This window comes from Fibrobacter sp. UWB4 (assembly GCF_002210345.1).
Lineage (GTDB): Bacteria > Fibrobacterota > Fibrobacteria > Fibrobacterales > Fibrobacteraceae > Fibrobacter.
Map to the genome: position 1 here is coordinate 764,065 of NZ_MWQI01000001.1, position 23,273 is coordinate 787,337.

At 49.0% G+C, this 23,273-nt stretch carries 25 protein-coding genes and 1 tRNA gene; 10 read left to right on the top strand and 16 right to left on the bottom strand.

The window, feature by feature from the left end; genetic code table 11:
* Positions 1 to 63: 63 nt before the first annotated feature.
* Both yfcE and B7990_RS03240 read right to left on the bottom strand, forming a co-directional pair.
* Entirely contained in the window at positions 64 to 705 is a 642-nt protein-coding gene (yfcE, locus tag B7990_RS03235; RefSeq protein WP_088639592.1) for a phosphodiesterase, read from the bottom strand.
* Between the two features lie 225 nt (positions 706 to 930).
* Entirely contained in the window at positions 931 to 4,674 is a 3,744-nt protein-coding gene (locus B7990_RS03240) for a tetratricopeptide repeat protein (RefSeq protein WP_254917295.1), read from the bottom strand.
* Between the two features lie 402 nt (positions 4,675 to 5,076).
* Here B7990_RS03240 and gap point away from each other — a divergent pair, with 402 nt between their 5' ends.
* On the top strand, positions 5,077 to 6,105 hold the full coding sequence (gene gap, locus B7990_RS03245) for a type I glyceraldehyde-3-phosphate dehydrogenase (protein WP_088639594.1): 1,029 nt from the start codon (positions 5,077 to 5,079) through the stop codon (positions 6,103 to 6,105).
* 378 nt (positions 6,106 to 6,483) lie between these two features.
* On the opposite strand, the gene B7990_RS03250 is transcribed toward gap, so the two are convergent.
* Together B7990_RS03250 and B7990_RS03255 are read right to left on the bottom strand one after the other, a co-directional pair.
* A complete protein-coding gene (locus B7990_RS03250; protein WP_088639595.1) occupies positions 6,484 to 7,266 on the bottom strand; it encodes a hypothetical protein in 783 nt (260 codons plus the stop codon).
* A gap of 18 nt (positions 7,267 to 7,284) precedes the next feature.
* Positions 7,285 to 8,298 (bottom strand): hypothetical protein, encoded by a 1,014-nt coding sequence (locus B7990_RS03255; protein WP_088639596.1) that lies wholly within the window; start codon positions 8,296 to 8,298, stop codon positions 7,285 to 7,287.
* Positions 8,299 to 8,425: 127 nt separating this feature from the next.
* On the opposite strand from B7990_RS03255, the gene B7990_RS03260 reads away from it, so the two are divergent.
* The 4 genes from B7990_RS03260 to B7990_RS03275 all read left to right on the top strand — a co-directional run bounded on the left by B7990_RS03260 (position 8,426) and on the right by B7990_RS03275 (position 11,906).
* Positions 8,426 to 8,498: transfer RNA gene (locus tag B7990_RS03260), tRNA-Lys, on the top strand.
* 69 nt (positions 8,499 to 8,567) lie between these two features.
* A complete protein-coding gene (locus B7990_RS03265) occupies positions 8,568 to 9,686 on the top strand; it encodes a DegT/DnrJ/EryC1/StrS aminotransferase family protein (protein WP_088639597.1) in 1,119 nt (372 codons plus the stop codon).
* Positions 9,687 to 9,738: 52 nt separating this feature from the next.
* Positions 9,739 to 11,034, top strand: a complete 1,296-nt coding sequence (locus tag B7990_RS03270; RefSeq protein ID WP_254917296.1) for an O-antigen translocase — start codon at positions 9,739 to 9,741, stop codon at positions 11,032 to 11,034.
* On the top strand, positions 11,031 to 11,906 hold the full coding sequence (locus B7990_RS03275; RefSeq protein WP_088639598.1) for a glycosyltransferase family 2 protein: 876 nt from the start codon (positions 11,031 to 11,033) through the stop codon (positions 11,904 to 11,906). The genes B7990_RS03270 and B7990_RS03275 overlap by 4 nt, the downstream gene beginning before the upstream one ends.
* Here B7990_RS03275 and B7990_RS03280 read toward each other — a convergent pair.
* Genes B7990_RS03280 through B7990_RS03290 form a run of 3 tightly spaced genes read right to left on the bottom strand, consistent with a single transcriptional unit; the run spans position 11,903 to position 14,399 of the window.
* Positions 11,903 to 12,925 carry a hypothetical protein gene (locus B7990_RS03280; protein WP_088639599.1) on the bottom strand — a complete coding sequence of 341 codons (1,023 nt, stop codon included), beginning with the start codon at positions 12,923 to 12,925 and terminating at the stop codon, positions 11,903 to 11,905. The two genes, B7990_RS03275 and B7990_RS03280, sit on opposite strands and share 4 nt — an antisense overlap.
* A complete protein-coding gene (locus B7990_RS03285) occupies positions 12,922 to 13,884 on the bottom strand; it encodes a glycosyltransferase (RefSeq protein ID WP_088639600.1) in 963 nt (320 codons plus the stop codon). The genes B7990_RS03280 and B7990_RS03285 overlap by 4 nt, the downstream gene beginning before the upstream one ends.
* Entirely contained in the window at positions 13,884 to 14,399 is a 516-nt protein-coding gene (locus B7990_RS03290; RefSeq protein ID WP_088639601.1) for a hypothetical protein, read from the bottom strand. Before B7990_RS03290 ends, B7990_RS03285 begins: the two co-directional genes overlap by 1 nt.
* A 117-nt stretch (positions 14,400 to 14,516) precedes the next feature.
* Between B7990_RS03290 and B7990_RS03295 the strand changes: the two genes are divergently transcribed.
* The 3 genes from B7990_RS03295 (at position 14,517) to B7990_RS03305 (ending at position 16,396) form a co-directional block, all read left to right on the top strand.
* The gene (locus tag B7990_RS03295) at positions 14,517 to 15,077 is read left to right on the top strand and encodes a hypothetical protein (protein ID WP_088639602.1); all 561 of its coding nucleotides are present in this window, start codon (positions 14,517 to 14,519) and stop codon (positions 15,075 to 15,077) included.
* A gap of 11 nt (positions 15,078 to 15,088) precedes the next feature.
* The gene (locus tag B7990_RS03300) at positions 15,089 to 15,577 is read left to right on the top strand and encodes a hypothetical protein (protein WP_088639603.1); all 489 of its coding nucleotides are present in this window, start codon (positions 15,089 to 15,091) and stop codon (positions 15,575 to 15,577) included.
* Between the two features lie 219 nt (positions 15,578 to 15,796).
* Entirely contained in the window at positions 15,797 to 16,396 is a 600-nt protein-coding gene (locus B7990_RS03305) for a superoxide dismutase (RefSeq protein ID WP_088639604.1), read from the top strand.
* A gap of 25 nt (positions 16,397 to 16,421) precedes the next feature.
* Here B7990_RS03305 and B7990_RS03310 read toward each other — a convergent pair whose 3' ends face one another.
* The 6 genes from B7990_RS03310 to B7990_RS15185 all read right to left on the bottom strand — a co-directional run bounded on the left by B7990_RS03310 (position 16,422) and on the right by B7990_RS15185 (position 19,738).
* Positions 16,422 to 16,973 carry an N-acetylmuramoyl-L-alanine amidase gene (locus B7990_RS03310; protein ID WP_173467497.1) on the bottom strand — a complete coding sequence of 184 codons (552 nt, stop codon included), beginning with the start codon at positions 16,971 to 16,973 and terminating at the stop codon, positions 16,422 to 16,424.
* A 129-nt stretch (positions 16,974 to 17,102) separates the two neighbouring features.
* Entirely contained in the window at positions 17,103 to 17,540 is a 438-nt protein-coding gene (locus B7990_RS03315) for a GNAT family N-acetyltransferase (RefSeq protein ID WP_088639606.1), read from the bottom strand.
* A gap of 11 nt (positions 17,541 to 17,551) precedes the next feature.
* Complete coding sequence (locus B7990_RS15065) at positions 17,552 to 18,283, bottom strand: hypothetical protein (RefSeq protein WP_254917297.1); 732 nt, start codon at positions 18,281 to 18,283, stop codon at positions 17,552 to 17,554.
* Positions 18,284 to 18,524: 241 nt separating this feature from the next.
* Complete coding sequence (locus tag B7990_RS03325) at positions 18,525 to 18,965, bottom strand: murein L,D-transpeptidase family protein (protein ID WP_254917298.1); 441 nt, start codon at positions 18,963 to 18,965, stop codon at positions 18,525 to 18,527.
* A 166-nt stretch (positions 18,966 to 19,131) separates the two neighbouring features.
* Positions 19,132 to 19,551, bottom strand: a complete 420-nt coding sequence (locus B7990_RS03330; protein WP_088639608.1) for a type II toxin-antitoxin system HicB family antitoxin — start codon at positions 19,549 to 19,551, stop codon at positions 19,132 to 19,134.
* Positions 19,552 to 19,564: 13 nt separating this feature from the next.
* Complete coding sequence (locus B7990_RS15185) at positions 19,565 to 19,738, bottom strand: type II toxin-antitoxin system HicA family toxin (RefSeq protein WP_088639609.1); 174 nt, start codon at positions 19,736 to 19,738, stop codon at positions 19,565 to 19,567.
* 130 nt (positions 19,739 to 19,868) lie between these two features.
* Here B7990_RS15185 and B7990_RS03340 point away from each other — a divergent pair, with 130 nt between their 5' ends.
* Both B7990_RS03340 and B7990_RS14915 read left to right on the top strand, forming a co-directional pair.
* Positions 19,869 to 20,108: a hypothetical protein gene (locus B7990_RS03340; protein ID WP_088639610.1), complete on the top strand. Its 240-nt coding sequence runs from the start codon at positions 19,869 to 19,871 to the stop codon at positions 20,106 to 20,108.
* A complete protein-coding gene (locus B7990_RS14915; RefSeq protein ID WP_159462249.1) occupies positions 20,108 to 20,272 on the top strand; it encodes a hypothetical protein in 165 nt (54 codons plus the stop codon). The genes B7990_RS03340 and B7990_RS14915 overlap by 1 nt, the downstream gene beginning before the upstream one ends.
* Before the next feature lie 6 nt (positions 20,273 to 20,278).
* On the opposite strand, the gene B7990_RS03345 is transcribed toward B7990_RS14915, so the two are convergent.
* The 3 genes from B7990_RS03345 to leuC form a co-directional block, all read right to left on the bottom strand.
* Positions 20,279 to 20,902 carry a hypothetical protein gene (locus B7990_RS03345; protein ID WP_088639611.1) on the bottom strand — a complete coding sequence of 208 codons (624 nt, stop codon included), beginning with the start codon at positions 20,900 to 20,902 and terminating at the stop codon, positions 20,279 to 20,281.
* A 230-nt stretch (positions 20,903 to 21,132) separates the two neighbouring features.
* Positions 21,133 to 21,735, bottom strand: coding sequence for a 3-isopropylmalate dehydratase small subunit 2 (locus B7990_RS03350; RefSeq protein WP_088629572.1), 603 nt, complete (start codon positions 21,733 to 21,735; stop codon positions 21,133 to 21,135).
* A gap of 18 nt (positions 21,736 to 21,753) precedes the next feature.
* Complete coding sequence (leuC, locus tag B7990_RS03355) at positions 21,754 to 23,163, bottom strand: 3-isopropylmalate dehydratase large subunit (RefSeq protein ID WP_088639612.1); 1,410 nt, start codon at positions 23,161 to 23,163, stop codon at positions 21,754 to 21,756.
* Positions 23,164 to 23,273 lie beyond the last annotated feature (110 nt).

Below are 23,273 nucleotides of genomic sequence, written 5' to 3' on the forward strand. Positions count from 1 at the left end.
AAATTGAAAATGCTCAAAGCGAAGCGTGCCGAGAGGGCGACGCCCGACCTCATACCTCATTCCCTATATCGTCATTGTCGCAATTTCCTCGCCATCTTCTAGCGTGTGGATGCTGAATTTGGCGTGGCCGGACTCGCCATCATTGGCGGGTGTGCTTTCGTACAGCCCGAACGTGGGCGGGTTCCCGCCTTTCGGGAGGCTCGTCGAGCCGGGATTCACGAGAAGTACATCGCGGAAGTTCTTTTCGAGCTTCCAGATGTGCGTATGGCCGTACAGATACACATCAATTTGCGGCTTTTTTTGTTCAATGTTGTTTTTTTCAGGTGTAAATCCCGTAGATTCTATGGTTTCGAGAGCGGTTCGTGGAAAACATTCCGGCATAAAGATGTGGCCGTGGCTTAAAAAAAGATGCAGCCCGCAATCTTCAATGACCTTGTATTCGTTTTCGATGGGCATGTCGAGCATCATCAAGTCAACGTCGGCATCGCAATTCCCGCGGACAGCGAAAATGCGTTCTTTGTATGGAGCAAGAGCTTCGACAACTCCCATTGGACCATGCCCTGTCGGGAGCGGGTTTCGCGGACCGTGATAGAGCGTGTCGCCCAGCAAGAAAATCTTGTCGCAGTTGAACTTTTCAAAGAACGAGAGTGCCTGCCTTGCCGCCAAGGCAGAACCATGAATGTCTGATAAAATTAATGCACGCATAGTTAGTCAATGGTTGTTAGTCAATGGTTGTATTAGACGAGAGATCGCTTCGCTGGTAGACGAAAGACGAGAGTGGCGAATGCAGCGAATACGCTTGCGTATACATTGCAGAGCCGACCAGTCTTGGCTCGAAGAGCAAAGACGAGAGAGGAAAAGTCGCAGCTTCGCTGCCAAACTATAATCTTTCGTCTCTCGTCTGTAGCCGCGTAGCGGCGTTCTTTCGTCTTATTTCACTGTAATCATCGGGCTGGTTTCGCTCAAGAGGTAGTTCCATTCTTCGCGGATCTTGTCGTATTCGGTCGGATCGGCGTAGAGAGCAAACGTGGTCCACTTGATGCCACTGGAGGTCTTGGACTTCGGCTGCTTTTCGAAGCTTACGTAATCCGGGGCGCGGTTGAGCGGTTTTGCTTCGGTGAGCGATACCGTGTGGCCGCTAGCAGTCTTGATGTTGAGCTTGAAGCTGAACTGCGTCTCGTGCGGCATGCGGATGGGGTGGTGGCGCTTCGCGACCTTCGGGAGCTTGAAAAGGCTGCGTTCCCAGACGTTCGGGAAACGTCCCTTGAGTTCGGAACCGCCCTGACCAAAGTAACCTTTGGAAAGGTAGGTGTTCACGATGATGAGTGGCTTGTTGAACTGGTCGAGATTCTGGATGCGGATGTTGCCGATGCTCACGTCCGGTACGCCAGCGGCGAGGAACTGTTCCAAGAGCTTTTCCTGATCCTTGACATCGCGGCCGAAGAACTTGTTGCGGATGGCGCTTGCGAACTTGCCCTGGAGCTGCACGGAATCGCGGAATTCGCATTCGCCGTTAGCGCCGATGAACAAGTCGTGCTGAATGGCGATCTGGTGTTCCTGATTGTCTTCGAGAATCGGAGTCGTGACCACGTGGCTCTGGTCTCCGTCAATCACGAGGGCGACTTTGCCTTCCATGTCGAGCGGTACCGGGCGGTCATTGCCCGTCTTGTCGGTGGCGTCAACCCAGCGTTCGCTAATCTTCCCTTGCTTCGGGATGTAGAGGATCATGTGGTTGAACTGCTGGATGGTCGGCAAGTGCGAGAAACCTTCTTCTGTGAGGTGGATGGCCGTGAGGTAGCTCTTCACGCCAATGGCTTCGAGCATGTCCTTGAGCAAAAGAGCCATGTCCTTGCAGTCGCCGCGGTGTTCCTTGAGAGTCACTTCTGCGGTCTGCGGAATCAGGCTGTGGCCGCCGAATCGCACATCGCGGTAGCGGATGTCCTGGCGAACAAAGTTGATGATCGCCTTGACGGCATCGTCGCCAATCTTGTTCCCGCGCACTTCATATGCCTGTTCGCGAACCTTGACGGCCTTCTTGAACTGGTGGCTGATGAGGTTCTGATAATCGTCGCCGACATCGCGCCATTCCTGCTTGCCAGTGAGCATGAGACCAGCACCGAAGTCGCGGTATACTGGCATGTAAAGTTCCTTACGGACAATGACCGGGTTTTCGATTTTCCATTCGATACCGCCCTTGATCGGGGACTTTTCGAGCGGACCGTATTCTTCCGTGACAAAGCGTGTCGTATCGGCGTAAATGCGGAATACGGATTCTCCGACCGGCACGTCGCGGCTACTTTCGTAGTTCGTGTACGGAATCATGCCCTTGTTTTCAAGATTCGTACGGCTGAACTGCATGTAGATAAAGTCACCCGGAGCTAGTTCCGAAAGCGGGAAGTGTGCCGTCTGGCTTTCGTTGCCACCGCCAATTTCAGTTGCGTATGTAATATAGGCGCCGTTGAGTGTCGCTTTCTGCTTGAGTTTCCAGTTGCTGTCGTAAACTTCGAGAGCGTTCAAGAAAATGCGGTCGTAGCCCGGCAAGAAGTCGAACGTAAATTCGCGATAAATGGCGGCACCGCGCTGGTCGAGTACTTCGAGGAGCATTTCTTCGCTACGGACCCAGTTAGCACTCTTTTCTGCCTTGAGGGATTCTTTCTGGTAATGAATCACGGCGGGGAAGTCGCCTTCGACGGCGGTCTGCTTAGCTTGCGGGCGGAGGAGCGTCTTTAAGTCTGCCGTGCGGTCTTCAACAGGCGTAATCGGCTTCTGGAGCGTACGGTTGTCCGCCTTGCCGAGGTAAGCCTTCGTTGCGGAGAGGAAACTCTTGGCGTCTTCGTTGTCTGGGCGGAGGGCGAGGGCCTTGGTGAGCGCCTTTTCTGCATCGCGATAATTGCGGCTATAGAACAAGATCTTGCCGTGCATCGTCCATACTTTATAATCATTCTTGGCCTTGGCGAGTGTTTCATCGCTGATGGCGCGGGCTTCTTCGTAGCGTCCGAGGAACATGAGGGCATCCATGAGGGTTTCGCCAAGTTCCTTGCTCATGCCAAAGCGACCGCGGATGCCGTACAAAATATCGACGGCTTCGGCGTACTGGTCAAGGCCCATGTATGTCTTTGCGAGGTAAACGCCCAGGCGTGAACTCGGCTGCGTATCGAAAAGTCTCTGCACCACAATGAGGGACTGGTGGCGCTGTCCCAAGCCCCAGAGGGCATCGCTCAAGTTGATGACGTATTCCGGATTGTTTGGTGTGTAGCGGAGGGCCGCTTCGGCGCATTCACGGGCATGGCCGTAGTCGAACAAGGCTTCGTACATTTCGCCGAGAATGGAGAGCAACTTGCCGTTTTTACGCACGAGATCCATCTGGCTTGTGAAATAGCTGATGCCGGGGCCGTAAAGTTCCTTCATCTGGTACACAAAGCCGCAGTTGATCAAATAGAGCGGTTCTTCCGGGTCCATCTTGTTTGCGCGTTCAAAGTAGCTGAGGGCCACAAACGGCTGGTCTTCGAGCAAGCGGAGAATCCCGACCTGGCTCATGACGGCGGCGTTGAACTTGTTCTGCTTTTTGCGGGATTCTTCGTCACTTGCGGTCTTGGGCATGGCACCGACCTTGAGGCCGCTAATCGCGTTTTTCATGACGGATGCGTATTTCTTTTTGTTGATGCCCTGTGTCCAAGTGGCAATCAAGATGCCGCGTCCGTTATCGTAGAAATATCTACCTGTATAATAGAAGTCAAATTTATTGACGACGTGGGTGAGCGTGAATTCCTGGGCGTAGCGGTCACCGACCTTGACGCGCTGGACTTCAAAACCAGCTTCGTTCATGGAAAGTCCAAGACGGTTCAGAAGAACCTTAAACATGTCTTGCTGGCTGACTTCGTCGCCCGGGACAATTGCTCCGTATACAAAAAGCGAAATATCTTCTTTCTTGTTGCTGAGCACCAGGTCCGGGTCTTCATTCTGGCGGGCGACACTGGCCCAGGTGTGCCAAAGCGTATCGCTTGTGCTCCAGGAATAGCCGAGATCTGCGCTAGAATGCTGCATGATGCGTTCGGCAGAGAGTTCCGAAACTTCTTCTTTCACGACGTCTTTCAGCTTGAATGTCGCAAAGAAGTCTTTCCATTCTTGCTTGAGGGCGCCTGCGGTGAGCTGCGTGTCCGTTGCGGAAAGTGTGAGCGTGAAAATTCGATTCCCGGCGCCAATCACGAGACCGACTGCTTCGTAAGGCGTGTCGTAGCGCTTGCCGGCCACATCAAAGAATGCGCCTGTGGTGCCAAAAGCTTCTTCCGGGTAAGTTTCGGCGAGGGTCGCCTTCTTGCCGCTCGATTCGAACGACTGCATTTCGATTTGGGCGCGGTCCATGAGACGGAGCGGTTCACCTTCGGGGAGCATCACTTCGACGAGAACGGCTCGGCGCCCTGTCTTCGGGTTGTAAAATTCATAGGGGGCATTGTCTTCGCCGCCGATGATTGTCCATCCGTTGTCAGGTGCGGTAAATGTGCAACCGCTCGTTTCTATTGTACCGCCGGTAGCGATTGTGGTCGGAGCTTCTTCGGTAACATAGTCCGATGCTGAATCGTCGTCGTATGCTTCGGTTGTTTCTGAAACTTCTTGCGTTGGGGTCGGATTCACTTCGGGTGTATTGTTGCCGGCGCAGGAAATAAGGAAAAACAATCCGAAAGCCGCTGTAAGACGGGCGCATAAATTTTCTTTTTTTACAAACGAATAACGCATAATAATCTCGGGAAAAATGTTTAACACTCTAATTTTAGAAAAATAGGGTAGGACAAAGTAGCGCTTTGCGATACAAACGAGAATAATCTTATTATCCTTTCTTAATCTTTACATTGCAAAAAAATGGACTTATGTTAGATTTGGCTAAGAAAAAGGTGGGGGCTAACCTCACATGGCAGTCTTAACCCATTTGGACGGTTTTAGACCCATAAAATAGGATCCCAAATCTCTTTTTTTTCGATTATTACTACACAAAAATCCCGATTTTTTGTATCTTTCCTGCCAGCAAAGCTCCACCGTGTAGGTGGGTAGCAATTTCAACAATAAAAAAAGGATCCAATAATGGCTCTCAAACTCGGTATTAATGGTTTCGGTCGTATCGGCCGTATGGTCTTCCGCGCTGCTGTGGAAAACTTCTCCAAGGACATCACTGTTGTCGGTATCAACGACCTTCTCGACGCTGACTACCTCGCATACATGCTCAAGTATGACTCCGTCCACGGTCAGTTCAACCACGACATCAAGGTCGAAGGCAACTTCCTCATTGTTGACGGCAACAAGATCCAGATCTTCGCTGAAAAGGATCCGACCAACATTACTTGGGGCGCTCTCGATGTAGACGTCGTTGTTGAATCCACTGGTTTCTTCCTCACTGCAGAACTTGCTGAAGCCCACCTCAAGGCTGGTGCTAAGAAGGTCATCATGTCTGCTCCGTCTAAGGACTCCACTCCGATGTTCGTGTACGGCGTGAACGACAAGACCTATGCTGGTCAGAAGATCATCTCCAACGCTTCCTGCACCACTAACTGCCTCGCTCCGATCTCTAAGGTCCTCAACGAAAAGTTCGGCATCGTCCGTGGCCTCATGACCACCGTTCACGCTGCAACTGCTACTCAGAAGACCGTTGACGGCCCGTCCAAGAAGGACTGGCGCGGTGGCCGTGGCATCCTCGAAAACATCATCCCGTCTTCTACGGGTGCTGCTAAGGCTGTGGGTAAGGTTCTTCCGGAACTCAACGGCAAGCTCACTGGTATGTCTCTCCGCGTGCCGACTTCCGACGTTTCCTTCGTTGACCTCACTGCTGAACTCAAGAACGCTCCGGCTGCTGACAAGGACGCAGCATACGCAGCAATTTGCGCTGCTATGAAGGAAGCTTCTGAAGGCGAACTCAAGGGCATCCTCGGCTACACCGAAGACGCTGTTGTTTCTACCGACTTCCGCAACAATCCGTGCACTTCTATCTTCGACGCCAAGGCTGGTATCCAGCTCGACCCGACCTTCGTGAAGGTTTGCTCTTGGTACGATAACGAATGGGGCTACAGCAACAAGGTTTGCGAAATGGCTCGCGTTATCACCAACTACAAGGGCTAATTAAAGTTTAACTAGTGTTAGTGGTGTGGGCGTAACGCTCTAAGCAATTTGATTCCCGCACCTCCGCTAAAAAGCTTTTGGACCTCGCCACTCGGCGGGGTTCTTTTTTTGCGCCGAAGGCGCAGTAGGCAGTAGACGGTAGGCAGTAGGCTGTGGATTCTAAACAGGAATGTTATGAGATTGTTTTTATTTGTCATGCCCGACGCCGATCGGGCATCGCCCTCTCGTTTATGAAAAAAGGAGATTGAGTAAAGCTCGATGCCATCCCGAATCCCAGCTTCTCGTCATCCCGAATCCCGTAGGGATGAGGGATCCAGTTAAGGCTAGATTTTTACTGGATTCTGCTCCTACAAACAACTAATGACTATTGACTAATGACTAGCCACTAACCACTTCTTTCAGAAAATCTGCTTTGAGTTTGGAGAGGAGCGTTGCGGCCTGGCGCTTTTCTTTGCGCTGTTTGCGGTTGCAGAGCAGGGGCGCGATGACGCTTGGGTGGTGGAGTGCAAAAGGGAGTGAGGCTTCGGCGCCGAATGCTTTGGAAAGCACGATTGCCATTGACTTGTAATCGCGCAATCCTGCGAGACCGTGCACATTTTCAGTGTTGATTCTTTCCACTGCGCTTTCGGCTTCGTTGCTTGTCGCTTGAGCTACAAGATACGGCACTGAGAACATTTTGCCTCCGGCGTGCATCATGCGAAGTGTAAAGTCTGCAAGTCTTGCGTATTCAGGGAGCGTTGTGTCGAAACCGCCTGTGCGCTGAATAATGCGTCTCGAATAAATTCCGAGATACGGATGCGGTGCGGCGACGTAGCGCAGTGGGGCGTTCTCGTCGATTTCTACAAAGCCCGATCCTTTAGCGGCTGGCCTTAATAAAAATCCGCCTAAAAAATTTCCTTTGTCTGTACGAATGCGAGGCGCAAATGCATCGACCATCGGGAAGCTGTCTGTGACTTCTGCAACGTTGTTCAAAAAGTCGCGGTCGATCCTGATGCTTGGGTGCGCGAATACGACCCATTCTCCATCGATATCGTCCAGATGTTTGTTCCATTCGTTTGTATAGAACCAAGCTAGTTCTTTATCCGTGAATGGCGGTTGGGGACATTTCCCTAGAGATTCGTCAAAGTTTTCGTCAAAAACAAAAACGTCGAACTGGCGCATGGCTTATCTCAAATGATTCTAGAACTCTATGCGCAGACCAAGTCTGTGCTCATATCCCATGCTTTCGGCGAGGTACGAGAATGCGTAGTCAAAGCCGAACAGGTCTGAAGTGTAGCCAAGGCCGAGGCTGAACACGCGGGCTTCGTTCGATTCGTCGGGCCTGCTGGACGAAGATGCCAGCTCCTTGATGTCGCGGGACAGGTCGAGCCATGTACGTGTGAAACCTGCACGGATGCGGAAAAATTCTCCGAGCGCATATTCGGCGCCGAGGTTCAGGTCGGGTTCTGCATAGCGCGGAAAATCTGTTTCGGCAAACAAGGTCAAACGCGGGACGCTGCGCGGCTTGAGAAATCCGCCAAAGGCGAAAGTCTGTGATAATGGATAGGAGTCGTCGGCGTCTTTTTTCACATAGCCGCGAATCATTGCACCGAAATCTCTTGCCACAAAAGAGATGCCGTAATTTTTTGAATCAGACATCCAGGTCAAGCCCCAGTCGAATGCAGCTGCTAAAGCGGTTTGGTCACCAGACTCGCCAGTCAATTTGTCAGATGCGAACTTGAGCGTAGCACCAACACGGATGTGTTTCATCGGATAAGTTACCGTTGCCGTTGTCAGCTGGCTGAAGGGCTTGTATTCCTTACCTGTTTCTTGCCCGTATTCATCGTAACCTGTGATCGAACCGTAAGAAATCCAGTTGTACGAGAACTGTAGAATAAATTTCTGGTATTGCGTTGTGTACGAGAGCGTTCCCTGATTGCTGGCGAATTCACCTGTCTGCCAGTGGGCTTCGGCAACACGCTTTTTGCCCTCGGCAATGAGTACTGCAGCAGGGTTCAACTGAACAATGGACGGGTCCGTAGTCGGGAGTGCTGACGCCGATTTTTCGAGGGCTGCGTTACGCGGACTGTCGAAAGACGATAGAAATGAAAAAACTTCTTGCCCTGCATCGTGCTTTGAAAAGTAACCAAAATCTGCTGCGGGGCATGCAATTGCAATAGATGCTATCACGGAGAGTTTTTTCAATAAATCCATGATATAAATTTATAAAAAATCAGAAGAAAGTTTTTAAGTTATGAAGCTGTAAGCATATTTTTTTTGTTTATTACAGCTTATAATGCCTTTACAATATGGAAATGTTTTTGTATATTTGCTCCTGCTCGGGCTACTAGCTCAGTTGGTAGAGCAACGCCCTTTTAAGGCGTGGGTCGAAGGTTCGAGCCCTTCGTAGCTCAGTAATCGGTTCTGTTTAACGGAGCCGATTTTTTTATATTAAGACAAAAGTTTGTTTTTGTGAAAATTATATGGCAAGAGTTCCCTTTCTCGATTTGAAGCTTTTAAATGCTCCGTACATGGATGCATTGAAAAATGCCGCCTGTTCTGTTGTGGAATCGGGCTGGTATATCCGTGGGCATTTTTGTGAATGCTTTGAACAGGCATTTGCTGAATATTGCGGTGTGAAGTACGGCGTCGGCGTAGGGAACGGTCTTGATGCCTTAACCCTTATTTTGCGGGCGTCCATGGAATTGGGGCGCTTGCATGAAGGTGATGAAATTTTAGTGCCTTCGAATACGTTTATTGCGACTGTCCTTGCTGTTAGTGCTGTAGGGCTTAAGCCAGTGCTTGTGGAGCCATCTGCAAATACATACGATATGGATCCGAAGCAGCTTGAAAAAGCATGCGGTGCGCGAACCCGCGCCATTCTTGCGGTGCATTTGTACGGGCGCCTTTGTGATATGGATGAAATTTGTGAGTTTGCCAATACGCATGATTTGCTCCTGTTCGAAGACAGCGCCCAGGCGCATGGTGCTCGTATGAGCGATGGTCGCTGTGCGGGTTCGTTTGGATCGGCGGCTGGTTTCAGTTTTTATCCGACAAAGAATCTGGGGGCGCTTGGCGATGCGGGCATGGTCCTCACGAACGATGCCGATATTGCAAACATGGTGCGCGCTCTCGGGAATTACGGTTCTGAACGTAAGTATGTGAATAAATTCAAGGGCGTGAATTCCCGCTTGGACGAGATGCAGGCGGCGCTTTTGCTTGCAAAGCTTCCGCATTTGGACGAATCGAATGAACGCCGCCGAGAAATTGCGGTCCGTTATTGTTCTGAAATCAAGAATCCGAAGGTCATTTTGCCGGAGATTCCTGCGACGCCATCCGAGCATGTGTGGCATGTGTTCGTGATTCGTTTAAAGAGCGAAGAATCCCGCAATGAATTGCAGAAGTTCTTGGGTGCGCGTGGCATCGAGACGCTTATTCATTACCCGATTCCACCGCATCAGCAAGATGCGTATGCACACGAGTTTAATGGCGAGTATCCGATTGCTGAAACCTTGGCAAAGACGGTTCTCAGCATCCCCATGAGTCCTGTGATGACGGATGATGAAGTCTCCGAAGTGATTGGGGCGATTAATGAGTTCTAGGAATAAGATGTACAAAAAGGAGATGCCCGTTCGGTGGCGGGCATGACAACGAGTGGATAAGACTAAATCTGAACAGGTGAATTTTTGGAAAGCGTTTATGGGTTCGGGAATGGTGACTTTCCTGAATGCATTGCGTGTTTTTGTCGTGAACAAGCTTTTGGCTGTATTCCTTCCGCCAGCAGCATTTGCATGTGTCGGGCAGTTCATGAATTTCATGACGATGGGACAGGCGACCTCTTCGCTAGCTCTCCAGAACGGCTGGGTGAGCCTTACCGCGCAGAACAGGGATAACCTGGAACAGCTGCGAGGCGTGTGGCGTGGTGGATTCCGCTTGACGACTTATGCGAGTATCTTTACGTTTGCTGTGGCTTTAGTCCTGTGTTTTACAGTTCCTCTGGAAAGATTTTTTCCGGGCATTCATCCGCGTCTTGTGCAGGCGGCGATCATTTTTGCCTTGCCTGGAGTCTTGGCAACGAATGTTATCACGATTACAGCTTCTGTGATGAACGGACTTGGGCATTACCGCCGCTGGGCGCTGATCAATATGGTCTCGTCCTTGTGGCAGATGCTTTGGGTGGCATTTTTTATTTACACGGGGCGGTTGAGCGTCCTTTCTATTGTGGCGACGCAGTCCATTATCGCTGGCGTTTTTGCGGGGCAGATTGCGGCCCGAGCTGGTTTTAGCTTGAGTGAAATCCGCAAGTCTGCGCTTGATATCCGTGCTCCGTGGGGCTCTTATGCGTTGATGGGAATTGTGCCGATGGTGCTTTCTCCTGTGGTGCTGACGTTCATGCGAATGACCATTGGCGAGAATTTGGGATGGGATGCGGCGGGCATTTGGCAGGGCATCTGGAAAATTTCAGATTTTTTGACGGCGTTTTTCTCGGCGATTCTTGGCGTGATTATCTTGCCGAAGGTTTCTGCGAAAATGGTAAAATCGGAGTTTTGGAATATGTTCCGCCCGCTTTTGTTGAAGTCGATGGCGCTTGCGCTTGTGGCGGTTTTGATCCTCTATTTTGGCCGTTCGCTGCTGGTGGAGGTGATGCTTTCTTCTGCATATGCTGGAGCTGCCGATTATATTTCCGTGCAACTGTTGGGCGATTTTTTCCGTGTTGGAGGCTGGGCTCTTGGACTTGTACTGATTGCCCGCCGTGAAACGAAAAAATTCTTGGTTCTTGAAATTTGCTCTGAACTTGTCCTGGCAAGTGCAACCGTAGCTTTCGTTAAGCTTTATGAATTTAATGGCCCGATGATGGCGTATGCTCTCGAAAACTTTTTGACGCTTGTCGCCTCGCTTATTCTTGTCAGTCGTTTAGAGTGGTCTAAAACGGAAAGGACCGAAGCATGACTCCCAAAGTTTCTGTAATCTTGCCGAGCTATAATCACGAACCGTATGTTGAAGCGGCTGTACGTTCTGTCATGGAACAGACGGGTGTTGATTTTGAGTTGATCGTTATTGATGATGGCAGCAAGGATCGTTCTCCAGAAATTTTAAAACGGCTTTCTGAAGAATTCGGGTTTACGTTTATCCATCGCCCGAATCAAGGTGTTGTTGCGACGCTGAACGAGGCGCTTTCTCTTGCTCGTGGAAAGTATGTGTGTTCGTTTTCTTCGGATGACATTATGCCTCCAGATCGTCTCAAGAAACAGAGCGATTTTCTGGATGCCCATCCAGAAGCGGTTGCGTGTTTTGGACAAGTTGTTCCGCTGTATGAAGGCGATAGGGTCGGGACCGAAATGGACTGCCGCTACCTCCGCAGCGTACCGCAGGTGACTTTTGAGGAATCTTTTCTGGGGCAAAAGGCCTTGCATGGTTGTGCCGAAATGTTCATTCGCGAAAAGATTCTTGAAATTGGAGCTTATGATAAGCATTATTTCTTCGAGGATTATCCGCTTTTTTTGAACATCCTTTACCATTATGGCCCGCAGCCGGTTTCGAAGGATTTTGTGTGCTGCTATTACCGCGAACACGGTGATAATTTACATGTCAATCACGACCGGATCTACAGCGAAATATTGCGTATCCTGGCCGAAAACTACAGTACGCATCCCTTGTATAAAAAGGCCGTCCGCGCATGGAAAGCCAACTGGTTTTCTGCTGTGGCTGCCCAGAATAAACTAAAAGCGCTATGCCTGATTCCAAAGGTGATTTCTATTTCTCCTCGCTTCTGGATGCGCTTGCCTAAGCTGTTTATTCCGCGAAGGTTCCTGAAATTCTAATCTTCTACAATTTCATACGGCACATTGCCTAACAAAGATGCATACTTTGGAAAATTGGATGGATAGGTCTTGAATTTGTGATTATGGTAGAGCTTTGCTTTTGATGCCCTTGAAATGAGAAAAAATTCAGTGAATGCTTTCAGGTAATCGGTCGCGTTCTTTGAACCGTTGAAATCGATGTGGATGCTTTTCCCCTTGACCGTAACAACATTTGGAAGTTTTTCGGCTTCCGCAAGGAATGTCGGACTGTCTGCCGTTACAAGCGTTTTTCTTAATGTTGTATCCGAACTGTCATGCCCCACTGGATGGGGCTTCTCCTTCAAAACATTAATTGCCGCATCCATCAGTTTCCGCTTGCCTTTCTCCGGCAGTTCCTTGAACGTGAATTCCTTGAAATCCCCAAGCTTGTTCTGGAAGCGGAACGAAATTGCAGTGTAGCTTTCGCCTAGCAGTTTGCCGTAATGTGCAAGTTCTTGTTCTAAAATTAGCGATGGTTTGAAAAGTTCGTTAAAATAAATTGGAAATTCTTTGCCGACGGTATCCACGCACGAATAGAGATGGAACTGTTTGTGATTTGAATCGAGCTGGCGCTCTAGCGCAGAATCGTTGTTGAAATCTTCTCGGTAAAGTAAAACTGGCTTGGCGATTTCGCAATTGTGACTGATTTCATTTTCTCCAATAATCCAATTTACTTTGTTTGGCTGCAAAATTTCTTGAAGTCCAAATGGCGATGTATGGAAAATCTTGAAGTCGAGATTGTGCTCTTTGGCGAATTTGTATGCGCTGGTCATTCCGCGGAGCCTGTCGGTGAGTCCGCCGTGCATCCATTTCCCATCAGCCATGAAGATGAGCGTCTGGCGGCTGTCGCCATAGTCGTGATTCTCTCCATAATTCTCGTAGCCATCGCGTAAATGCCTTAACTTTATCCCTCGCTTGATCAAATAGTCGTGGACGCGCTTTTCACCGAAAACGCGCCGCGCTGTGCGGATAAAGACTTCTTTGGGCGTTAAGGGAATCACGAAAGTCCTTTCTTCAAAAGCTTGAAGAATAGTGGGCGAGGGAGGTACGAAAGTAGAATGGCCATGCGGTTTCGCATGCGGATTTTTAGGTCAAAGAAGGTGCCCAAACGGTACTTGCGGATGTGGGCTATCGCTCTTTTGCGGCAATCTGCAAATTCATCCGAATCCTCGGATCGCATCAGAATGCTGAAGCTTGCGCTTACGAGCATGCTGCGGGCGGCCTTGTACAACGGCTTCGAAACGTTCTTCATCTTATCGAAAACGTTTTCTGCAATGTCTAGTAGAACTGCTTTTTCGGGGGTAAAACGGGAGCTGAGAATGCTGTTGCTGCGTTTGCGGTATAGATAAAGTTTTGAATTCGTGATCGCGACTTCGTTTGCTGCCAAAAGAACATCGGGAATGGTCGCTAAGTCTTCGAAGATTACACCGGCAGGGAACAGGCGTTCTTTCCAGAGGCTTGCCCTGTATAGCTTGTTCCAAGCTGAATAGTCCGGCAGGGAATCCTGGTATAAAGCGGTTGCCGTCGCTTTCTCGGGTGTGAGTATTGTAGAGACAGCTGTGCTTGGCGCAATTTTGTTGGCTACGTATGTCTCGTCGATATACTGGCTTGTGCAACAGGCGATATCGGCTTGGTGTAGTTGTGCAATGAAAAAGAGCGTTTCAAGAAAGTTCGGAGCTACGCAGTCATCGCTATCGATAAACGTCACGTATTCGCCGCGCATGATCTTGAGACCCGTATTGCGCGCTTCGGATGGTCCTTTGTTCGGTTGCCCGATGAGCTTGAATCTCGAATCAGACGAGGCGTAACTGGCTGCTATTCTAGCTCCGCCATCGGTTGAGCCGTCGTCGATGATGATGGCTTCAAAATCTGAAAATGTTTGAGCGATAAGACTATCGAGGCAATCCTTGATGAATGCCTCGGTGTTGTACATCGGGATGATGACGCTTACGGCTGGCATTATTTGCCTTCGGTTTCGTCTACGAAACCTTTAAGTGCTTCGACCCAGCCTGCACGGACAAAAGCGCCAGCTTGGACAAGGTCGTTTTGAGCCTTTTCGTATGCCTTGAGGATGTTGTTGTATTCCGAAACATCCCGCATCATCTTCACGTCGTGGTGGAGCTTCTTTTCAAGCATGTCCTGCTTCCACTGGGCGACTGCGGCAAGATGTTTGCAAGATTCGCCAAAGCAGTCCAGATAAGCTGGCACGGTATCGAGGAACGTCTTTTCGTATGGCTTGGCTTTGGATTTGGCTTCTTTAACGAGTGCTTTCTGTGTAGTGACGTTCTTTTGCAGTTCGCCCATGAGCCTCACGATACGGATAAAATCCACTTGCGGCCAAATAAGGCTGAACGGCCACATTTTTTTCCAGTGGAACTTGAATATGGATTCGTGCGCGGTATTCTTGGCGCGCATCATTTCCTTGAGGTTGTTGTAGATAATTTGGGACGGTAATTTGTAAATGTCTTCGCTCATACCTGAAGAATATAAAAAATAGGCGTGTTAGTCCTTGTTTTTTACTTTAAATTTGCTTGTTTTTTTTAAATTAAAGTTTAGATTATTTCTGAAAACTCCTCTTTTTAAAGGAATACTATGGATAAGAAGAAAATGAAGATCCTCGTCGTGGTTGACGTTGTCATCCTCGTCGCTCTCATTGTTGTCCTGAAATCCCTCCAGGGTGGCTATGAGGAACAGGCTAAGAGAACTGTCAACGAACAGGAATCGGCTTATTTGGAAAAGAATACGCAAGTCCTCGTGGAACAGTGGCGCTCCGTCGATCAGTACAGCATGGCTTGGAAGCTTGTGTATTCCATGCTATCCGGTGCAAAGACTGAAGCTGCATTCAAGAGCAATCTTGCTGCGATTGAAAACGACAAGGATGCCCGCTTCAAGCAGATTTCTCACCTTTATACGGGTGCAGGTATTAACGATGCCGTGCAAAACAGCATCTATGAAAAGGCTGGACTTGCCGAAGGTTCTATCCTCGTCAAGAACGAAAAGGGTTCTAAGGAAGTCGCTTGCGGTAAGGACTGCGTCGTGAAGTTCACTTTTGCGAAGGGCAAGCTCAAGAATGTCGATTACAGTGCCCTGGTCCAGTATAACCTTGCAAACAGCCTCAAAATCGAAAAACCGGCTGAATACCATTTTGAATAAGGGAGAACGTCATGAATTTAAAGAATATTGCTATCGCTCTTACCGTTCTCGTCTTTGGCCTTATCGCCATGCTCTTCATGCAGAAGGGCAACTATGTCAACCAGGCTAAGGAACACTACGATGCCACGACGGCCAAGTCCTTCAAGGGCAACTCCATGGTCCTTGAACTTGTCAACAATGGAATCGAAACGAACAAGTCTACATGGGCTATTGCTTGCCAGGCCCTCCAGACGGTGAAAACCTCTCAGGATATGGCAAGGCTCGAAGCCAAGTTCTTCCCGGCAACGAAGGGAACCATGAGCATTACGAACAAGACGCGCCGTTTTGAAGCAAGCTCTGCTAACGTCATCGTCTCCACTTTCGGCAAGGTCGAAGAGGACAAGAAGACGGGCGTAAAGAGCCTCGCTGATCTCCAGTCCGTTGACGTGAGCGTACTCCTCGGCAATGTTGTCGCTGCCGCAGAATCTGACGAAGGTGCAGAAGAAGGCGACGAAGAATAGCACTTTGTCATGTCCGTCTTTGAACGGGCTTGTCCCTTTATACATTCTGGCCTTGTACCAGTTTTGTCATGCCCGCCATTGAGCGGGCATCTCCTGTTTAATAGGCATAATCCTTTTAATATGGAATATTAATTTCTTACTTTTTTGATACGAAATGAAGTGGGCTTAGTATATATTTGATGAGAGCAATGATAAAACTATTAAAAAGGAGGATTCTCCATGTTACAACCTGTCAACGGAAAATTTGATATGCCGACGCTCCCGTACGGAACTGCGGATCTAGCCCCGGCATTGAGCCAAGAGTCTATTCTTTTTCATTTTGGCAAGCATTTGCAGACTTACGTGAACAATCTCAATGCCGCACTTCCAGGGAGTGGTTTTGAAGGCAAGTCGCTTGAGGAAATTGTTAAAAGCGCTGAAGGGGGAATCTTCAATAATGCAGGGCAGATTTTGAATCATACGCTGTATTTCTTGCAGTTCAAACCAGCTTCGTCTAGCAATGTTCCTACGGGCAGAATTGCCGAATTGATCGTTCGTGATTTTGGTACGTTTGAAAAGTTCAAGGATGATTTCCAGACGAAAGGCGCGGGTCTATTCGGTTCCGGTTGGGTCTGGCTTTCGGCTACGGATAACGAGAAACTTGTAATCACGCAGGAAGCCAATGCCCAAAATCCGATAACAAAGGATCTTAAACCGCTCCTTACGTTTGACGTGTGGGAACATGCCTACTATATCGATTACCGCAATCGCCGTCCGGACTATCTCAAGGCGCTGTGGAACATCGTCAATTGGGATGTCGTGAACGAGCGCCTTGGCTAACTTTTCGTAAATACCGTCATCAGTACTAGTGTTGCAGCAAGGCGTTCACCTTTTCTGCAATTTCAGACATGTGTCCTTCGAGAAATTCTCCTGGACAAGCCTTGTTTGCAAACCACTTGTGGAGGGTAAGGTTCTGTAGAAGCTTACCCTCTGCGTCTGTTTTCCCTACCAGCGACTTGTCGTGCTTCCAGCGGAGCTGGGTAATGCCATTTCTACGGCATACGTCGGCGACGAGGGTGATTAACGAATCATATGCTTCGGAGTAGACGGCATAAGGGGATTTGTCATCACTTGATACTTCGATGGTGATGGCTCGATGGTCGTTTTCCGGGTTGCTGCTGCACCAACTGCGGGATGATTCCGGCACAAACATTGCGATTCGCCCGTCTTTACCGATGCCGTAATTTGAAGATGCCATAACGGCTTTGTTCGCAAAATGAGTCCCGAGGCTTTCGACTGACATCTGGCCTGCTGTGCAATGGATGGTAATTGTATCTATCGCGTGTGTCCTTATTGTTGTCTTGTTCGGTGACAGCGCAACATAAGATACGAGTGGACTGTTGGTGTAGTTTGCCATGTGCATTCCCCTTCTTGGTTTGTTTGTACAAATGATTTATATTTTACTGTATTCGTAATATACTTTCATTTGTGTTTTTTACAATTGTGTATGCACAAAATTACAGATGCGATACACGTATGCGGGACGCTAAAGGCTTTTTGTCATGCGTGTACATTCAAAGACGCCCCAGCGGTGCGGTTGATCACCGATGAGCTTGTATCCGAGTTTCTCGTAAAATCCTGTGGCTTCTAGGCGGCTGTCGATGATAATCTGTTTATAGCCGCACTCGGCAATCCATTTTTCGGCTTCGCGGACGGCCATGGCGCCGAGCTTTTGGCCGCGATATTCCGGCATCACGACCACGCGCCCGATTGTTGCCGTTTCTGCGTCAATTTCGTAGAATCTGCACGTCGCTACAGGATATTCATCATCCAGTAAAACGATGAACTTTGTGTCGTCACAGTCGTGCTCGTCGAATTCATCACGGAGTGATATGTGGTACGCCCGATTCATCGCTTGGATGCGTACGCTGTATGCACCTGCGCGTTGCCATTCTTCTGTAGCTCGGAGAACTTTAATATCCATTGAAATGCCCTTTAATCAAGTTTGTCGAAGAAAATCTCGCCGTCTTGCTGGACGATGGTGATGGTGTGCGCGCCTTTGTTGCCCATGTCGTTGTAATGGACAAGGTATTTGCCGTTGCCGAGATGTTCGATTTTTTCGATTTCATGAATGCCTTCGCCATCCTGGGCGTCGCTGCGGAATTTCCAGACGGCGTAGCCGCCACCATCGCTGAACTCGTCGTTGTACGCTTTTGAAAGCTCTTGGGCGAGACTCTTTGTGCAATACTTTGCGATGACAGCATCGGTCGCTTCTTCTGTTCCGAATATGTAATTGCTGTAGAACGACTGGATTTTTTCTATGGCCTTGGAATCTGCGTCGTTGCTAGTGTTCTTTTTTGATTCTTCTGGCAAAAAGCCGTGGTTTTTGAAAATGTTGAAAATTTTGCTGTAGCGCTCGTCGTTATGTTCGCTAGGTCTAATGGAAAATCTATTTAAACGCTTTTCATTTGCGACCTCGATGGATACGTCTGAACATAGATAAGCAATCTGGTATATGTCTAAATAAACACCAAGGGGCTTTGTCTCGATGGAATTTAAATCGAAAATGTTCAATTCGATAAATTCATTGTAAATGGCCTTGGCTTCTTGCGGTTCTGCTGTTTTTACTGTTTTATGAATGGCTTTGCCGTCGTCTTCATAAGTTGTCTTGGTGCATTTAGAAAAATCGGCAGTTTTGCATGTGAACTCCAGAGCGAGACCGCCCATATCGTCATTGGAAAAGGCGTACCGTAGAGAGAAAAAATCACCTGATGAAATTGGCTTTAAGTCGTATTTGCTTAAAAGGTTCTTTAAATTTTGTTCGTCATCTGCGTTGAATTCATGAAACTCGTCAATGCGAAAAATATTTGCACGGTCTAATGTAAAGATGATATCATGATGAAAGTATATCAGTGCGACTACGCATATTGCCACTGCGATCCAAATAAATTTTTTCTTTGACATAATTCTAAGGCTTGATGGTTATAGGTGTACCGTCCTTGACGGCGTCGTAGATTTCTTCGATTTCGTCGTTTGTGACGGCGATGCAGCCGGCGGTCCAATCCTTCCACTTGTGCCAAAATTTAAAGAGAAATGCTGGAATCTTGTTCGGGTAGCCGTGGATCATGATATCGCCACCGGGCTCGTAATTGCCTTCTTTTGCGGCCTTGATTTGTTCCGCGTTCGGGTACGAGATCCTCAGCGATAAATGAAAAATGCTTTTGGGGTTGTGCCTTTCGATGGTATAATTGCCTTCGGGCGTCTTGTTGTCGCCGGATTTGACTTTTGCTCCGACTGGATTCTTACCCAATGAAATTCTGTATGACTTGACAACGACATCGCCGTTGCGCAAGTGCATTTGGCGCTTCGCCTTTTCTACGAGAATGTTATCGATGGGTGAGGTGAGCATGGCTTTGGGGGGGGCCTTTTCCGATGAGCAAGAGAACAAAAGAAATGTTAGTACAAGTAGGAGTATTCGTGATAATTTCATCAGAAGTTTTTGAAATGTTGTATGTTAATACATTTTGCAATATACAAAATGTTTAATAGGTTGTAAGCAGCGAATATGGCAAGCTTTAGGCGAATTTGATTATCAATTTTTTTCCGAGTGCCGCTGCAATTTTGTAGAGAGTTTCTACGGTAGGTGTGCCTTTGGGGGTCTCAAAACGCTGGTACGCTTGCGGTGTGAATCCGGCTGCTTTTGCAACTTCTGCTTTTGTTTTGCCACGGCGGGCTTCAAAAATTTTGTACGCCACTTCAATTCTTGGGGATAGTTGAATGGCGACAAGGTTTTTGTCTGCATCAGGCATCGTCTTTGGATAAACGAACGAATAACCCATATCAAGGTCGCATTCCATTGCTCCATCAAGTGCGTCCTTTGCCTGCTTAATAGCTTCTTCGCGAGTTTCGCCAAATGCGTTTACGTTCGGTAGGTCCGGGAACGAAACCACGTATCCCATGTCTTTATCTTTTTCAATTTTTGCAGCGTAATCCATGATGTCCTCCCGATTAATCAAATTGCTTTAGAATGCGCTTCAAGTATGCTCCCTCGATTTCGTGCTTGTTTCTTTGTATCGGCACTGATCGTCTTCCGGGCTTGGTGTAGATGTAGTGATCGCCAGAAACTCTAGCTTTAACCCATCCATGATCTTCGGCGTATTTGCATATTTCTCTAAATTTCATAATAAAAATACAACCTTTTTGTTGATTTGTCAATATATTTGTTTATCTTTCGTGGCTAAAAAGGTGACAATATTTGCTTTTTTTGAATGTAAATAAAAAGAATGTCGTATTTTGACATTCTGGAAGCTTTTTGAAAAATGCTGGAAGTGTGTACGAAGGAGGAGGGCTTGTTATTGAATTGAAAATAATTTATATCTTAAAGACTATGAAAAATAAATTTGAAGCTAATATAGCCCAATCCAAAATGCAATCTGAGAAAATGCTGAAAACTATGCAGCAACTCTCTGCTGATGCGGTTTATACTGGCGCCTTCGAAATGTCTTTGGATGAAATTAACGCTGAAATTGAAGCTGTGAGGAATGGTCTATAATGCTGTCTTTTAAAAAGCATGCGAAAAAGTTCAATCTAGACGAAGAGGAACAAGAAATCCTTGCCGATTTCGAGGCAAATCATGCAGGAAAAACTCAGATTACCGAGGAACGCAGAAAAGAACTTGCGTCGTTGGCTAACGGTTTTTACAGGCATGAATCCTAAATCCCCTTACATCCCGCATGCCTTTTTCAGATTGTCTTTATCATCTGGGCAAGATTCCATGATTTTGCAGGCTTCTTCTTTCTTGTTATCGCGGTAAAGCTGGTAGGCGTAAATGCAGGCGGCTTTTTCGTTGCCCGCTTCGATTTCGCTCATGAACAGGTTGTCTGCTTCGGCGAGCTTTTCGCTGTTGTTTTCGGCCTTGGCTTGTTCGCGGAGAACGATGGCATATTCGGGGTTCAGAATTTTAGTGTCGCCTCCGTGGTTGAGGGCCTTTTCATAATAATGCTTGGATGTTTCGAAGTTGTTCAGGCGACCTTCGGCGGCGGCAAAGCCCCAGTAAGACTCGTAGCGGGTAGAGTCTATAAGCCACGCCTGGTTGAAGCGCTTGATGGCGGTTCCTATATTGCCTCGTTTGAAAAAGGACCATCCGACAGCCATCATATGGTCAAAAGCTTGTTGTTCTTTGCCTTTGACGGTGTTTAAAAATTGCTGGTCTGCTTGCAACATTTCCGGGTTTTTGGGCTGGTTGCCGTATTCTGGGATTTCGTTGATGCTGCGTTGACGAAGACCGCTTGCGCAGCCGACAAGTGCGAAGATGCTCAATACAGAAATGATAGTCGAAAATTTCATATAAAACCTCCTTAAACGAATAATCCAATTAGTTTGATGCTTGCAACGCGGCCAAATTGAATGGCAGCCATTCTAATATATAGTTTGAAAATGAGTGCATATTTTCAATATAAATTATTTTAAGGCGAAAAAAAAACGCCCAGGCTTTGAACCTGGACGTTTTTGAAAGGGAGGTGCCTGCTCGGAGGCGGGCATGACATTTTTACTGTCTACTTCCTACCGTCTACTGTCTACTTCAGAAAGTTCATGTACGGGAGCTTCTTGGCGAGTTCCTGCACCTTGTCGGCGTTGGCCATGAGGGCGGAGCGTGCGTGCCAGGAGCCGTCGAGGAACTGACCGCGGGGGCCGTCAGCAAGCGTGAGCTCGATGGTTTCGTCACCCATCTTGAGCGTACGGCTTTCGGTGCTGGTGACGAGTTCTTCGCTCGGGTGAGCTTCGATCCAGGCGAGGATCTTGTCTGCGACTTCGTGGCTCACCTTGTAGCAAGGAACGCCAATAGCGACGCAGTTACCGAAGAAGATTTCGGAGTAGCTTTCGGCGATGATGGCGCGGATGCCCCAGCGCTTGAGAGCCTGCGGAGCGTGTTCACGGCTGGAACCGCAACCGAAGTTCTGGTTCGAAACGAGGATGGAGCCGTTCTTGTAGGCCGGATCGCGGAACGGGTGGACCTTGCCCTGAGCGGCGAGGCCAGCGATATCGTCGGCAAAGGCGTTTGCGCCGAGGCCTTCGAACGTGACGCACTTGAGGAAGCGTGCCGGGATGATACGGTCAGTGTCGATGTCGTTGCCGCGTACAGGAACGCCGGAACCTTTAACAATGTCGATAGAATTCATCTTTTAAATCTCCTTGCGTTACTTGATGTACTTACGGACGTCGGTGATCTTGCCTTCGATGGCGGCAGCAGCCACCATGGCGGGGCTCATGAGGATGGTGCGGCCCGTGGGGCTGCCCTGGCGACCCTTGAAGTTACGGTTGCTGGAGCTTGCGCTGACCTGGCGACCCTTGAGCTTATCCGGGTTCATAGCGAGGCAGAGTGAGCAGCCTGCTTCGCGCCATTCGGCACCGGCTTCCTTAAAGATCTTGTCGAGACCGAGCTGTTCGGCTTCCACCTTGATCTTCATGGAACCCGGAACGACCCACATCTTGACGGTCGGGGCGATTTTGTGGCCCTTGATGATTTCGGCGGCGGCCTGCAAGTCGGAGAGGCGGCCGTTGGTGCAGCTACCCACGAAGGCGATGTCGATCGGGCGGCCAATCATCTTGGAACCTTCTTCCCAGCCCATGTATTCGTAGGCTTCGGAAATGACCTTCTTTTCGCTGCCTTCGAATTCGTCGATCTTCGGCATATTGCCGTTGAGCGGAATGGCCTGAGCCGGAGTGATACCCCAGGTAACCATCGGTTCGAGGTTGTCGCAGTTGATTTCGACTTCGTCGTCAAACTGGGCGTCGGCGTCGGTAGCCACAGACTTCCAGTAAGCAACGGCTTCGTCCCACTTGTCAGCCTTCGGGGCGTACGGACGGCCCTTGAGGTATTCAAAAGTCTTTTCGTCGGGGTTGCAGTAACCGACGCGGGCGCCACCTTCGATAGCCATGTTGCAGACCGTCATACGGCCTTCCATGCCCATTTCTTCGATGACCGGGCCTGCAAATTCGTAAGCGTAGCCAACGCCACCGTTCACGCCGAGCTTAGCGATGTAAGCAAGGGCGACGTCCTTGGCGGTCACACCCGGCTTGAGCTTGCCGGTGAACTTGATGCGGCGAGTCTTCAAGGGGCTCATGGCGAGCGTCTGGGTGGCGAGAACGTCTGCCACCTGGCTTGTGCCGATACCGAATGCGATAGCGCCGAATGCGCCGTGGGTTGCCGTGTGGGAGTCACCGCAAGCAACGGTCATGCCCGGCTGCGTAACGCCTTCTTCGGGGCCAACGATGTGGATCACGCCCTGTTCAGCAGTAGCGGGGCCAAAGAACTTGATGCCGTTGTTCTTGGTGTTGTTTTCGATATGGGAGAACATCTCTTCGGAAATGCCGTCCTGGAGCGGGCGGTTGCGTTCCGGGAATGTGGTCGGGATAATGTGGTCGACCGTTGCAAAAGTGCGTTCCGGGAACAGCACCTTCTGGCCTTCTTCGCGGAGCTGGGCGAAGGCCTGCGGACTCGTCACTTCGTGGCAGAGGTGAAGCCCGATAAAGAGCTGGCACTGGCCGCTCGGGAGCTTAGCTACCGTGTGGCTTTCGAAAATTTTCTGATAGAGTGATTTTCCCATAGATTTGTCTCTTTTAGGTTTGTTTTATTGCGGGCGTAAATATAGAATTTTAGACGAAAGACGAAAGACGAAAGACGAAAGAATAAACAAAAAACACGGCCTTGAAAGCC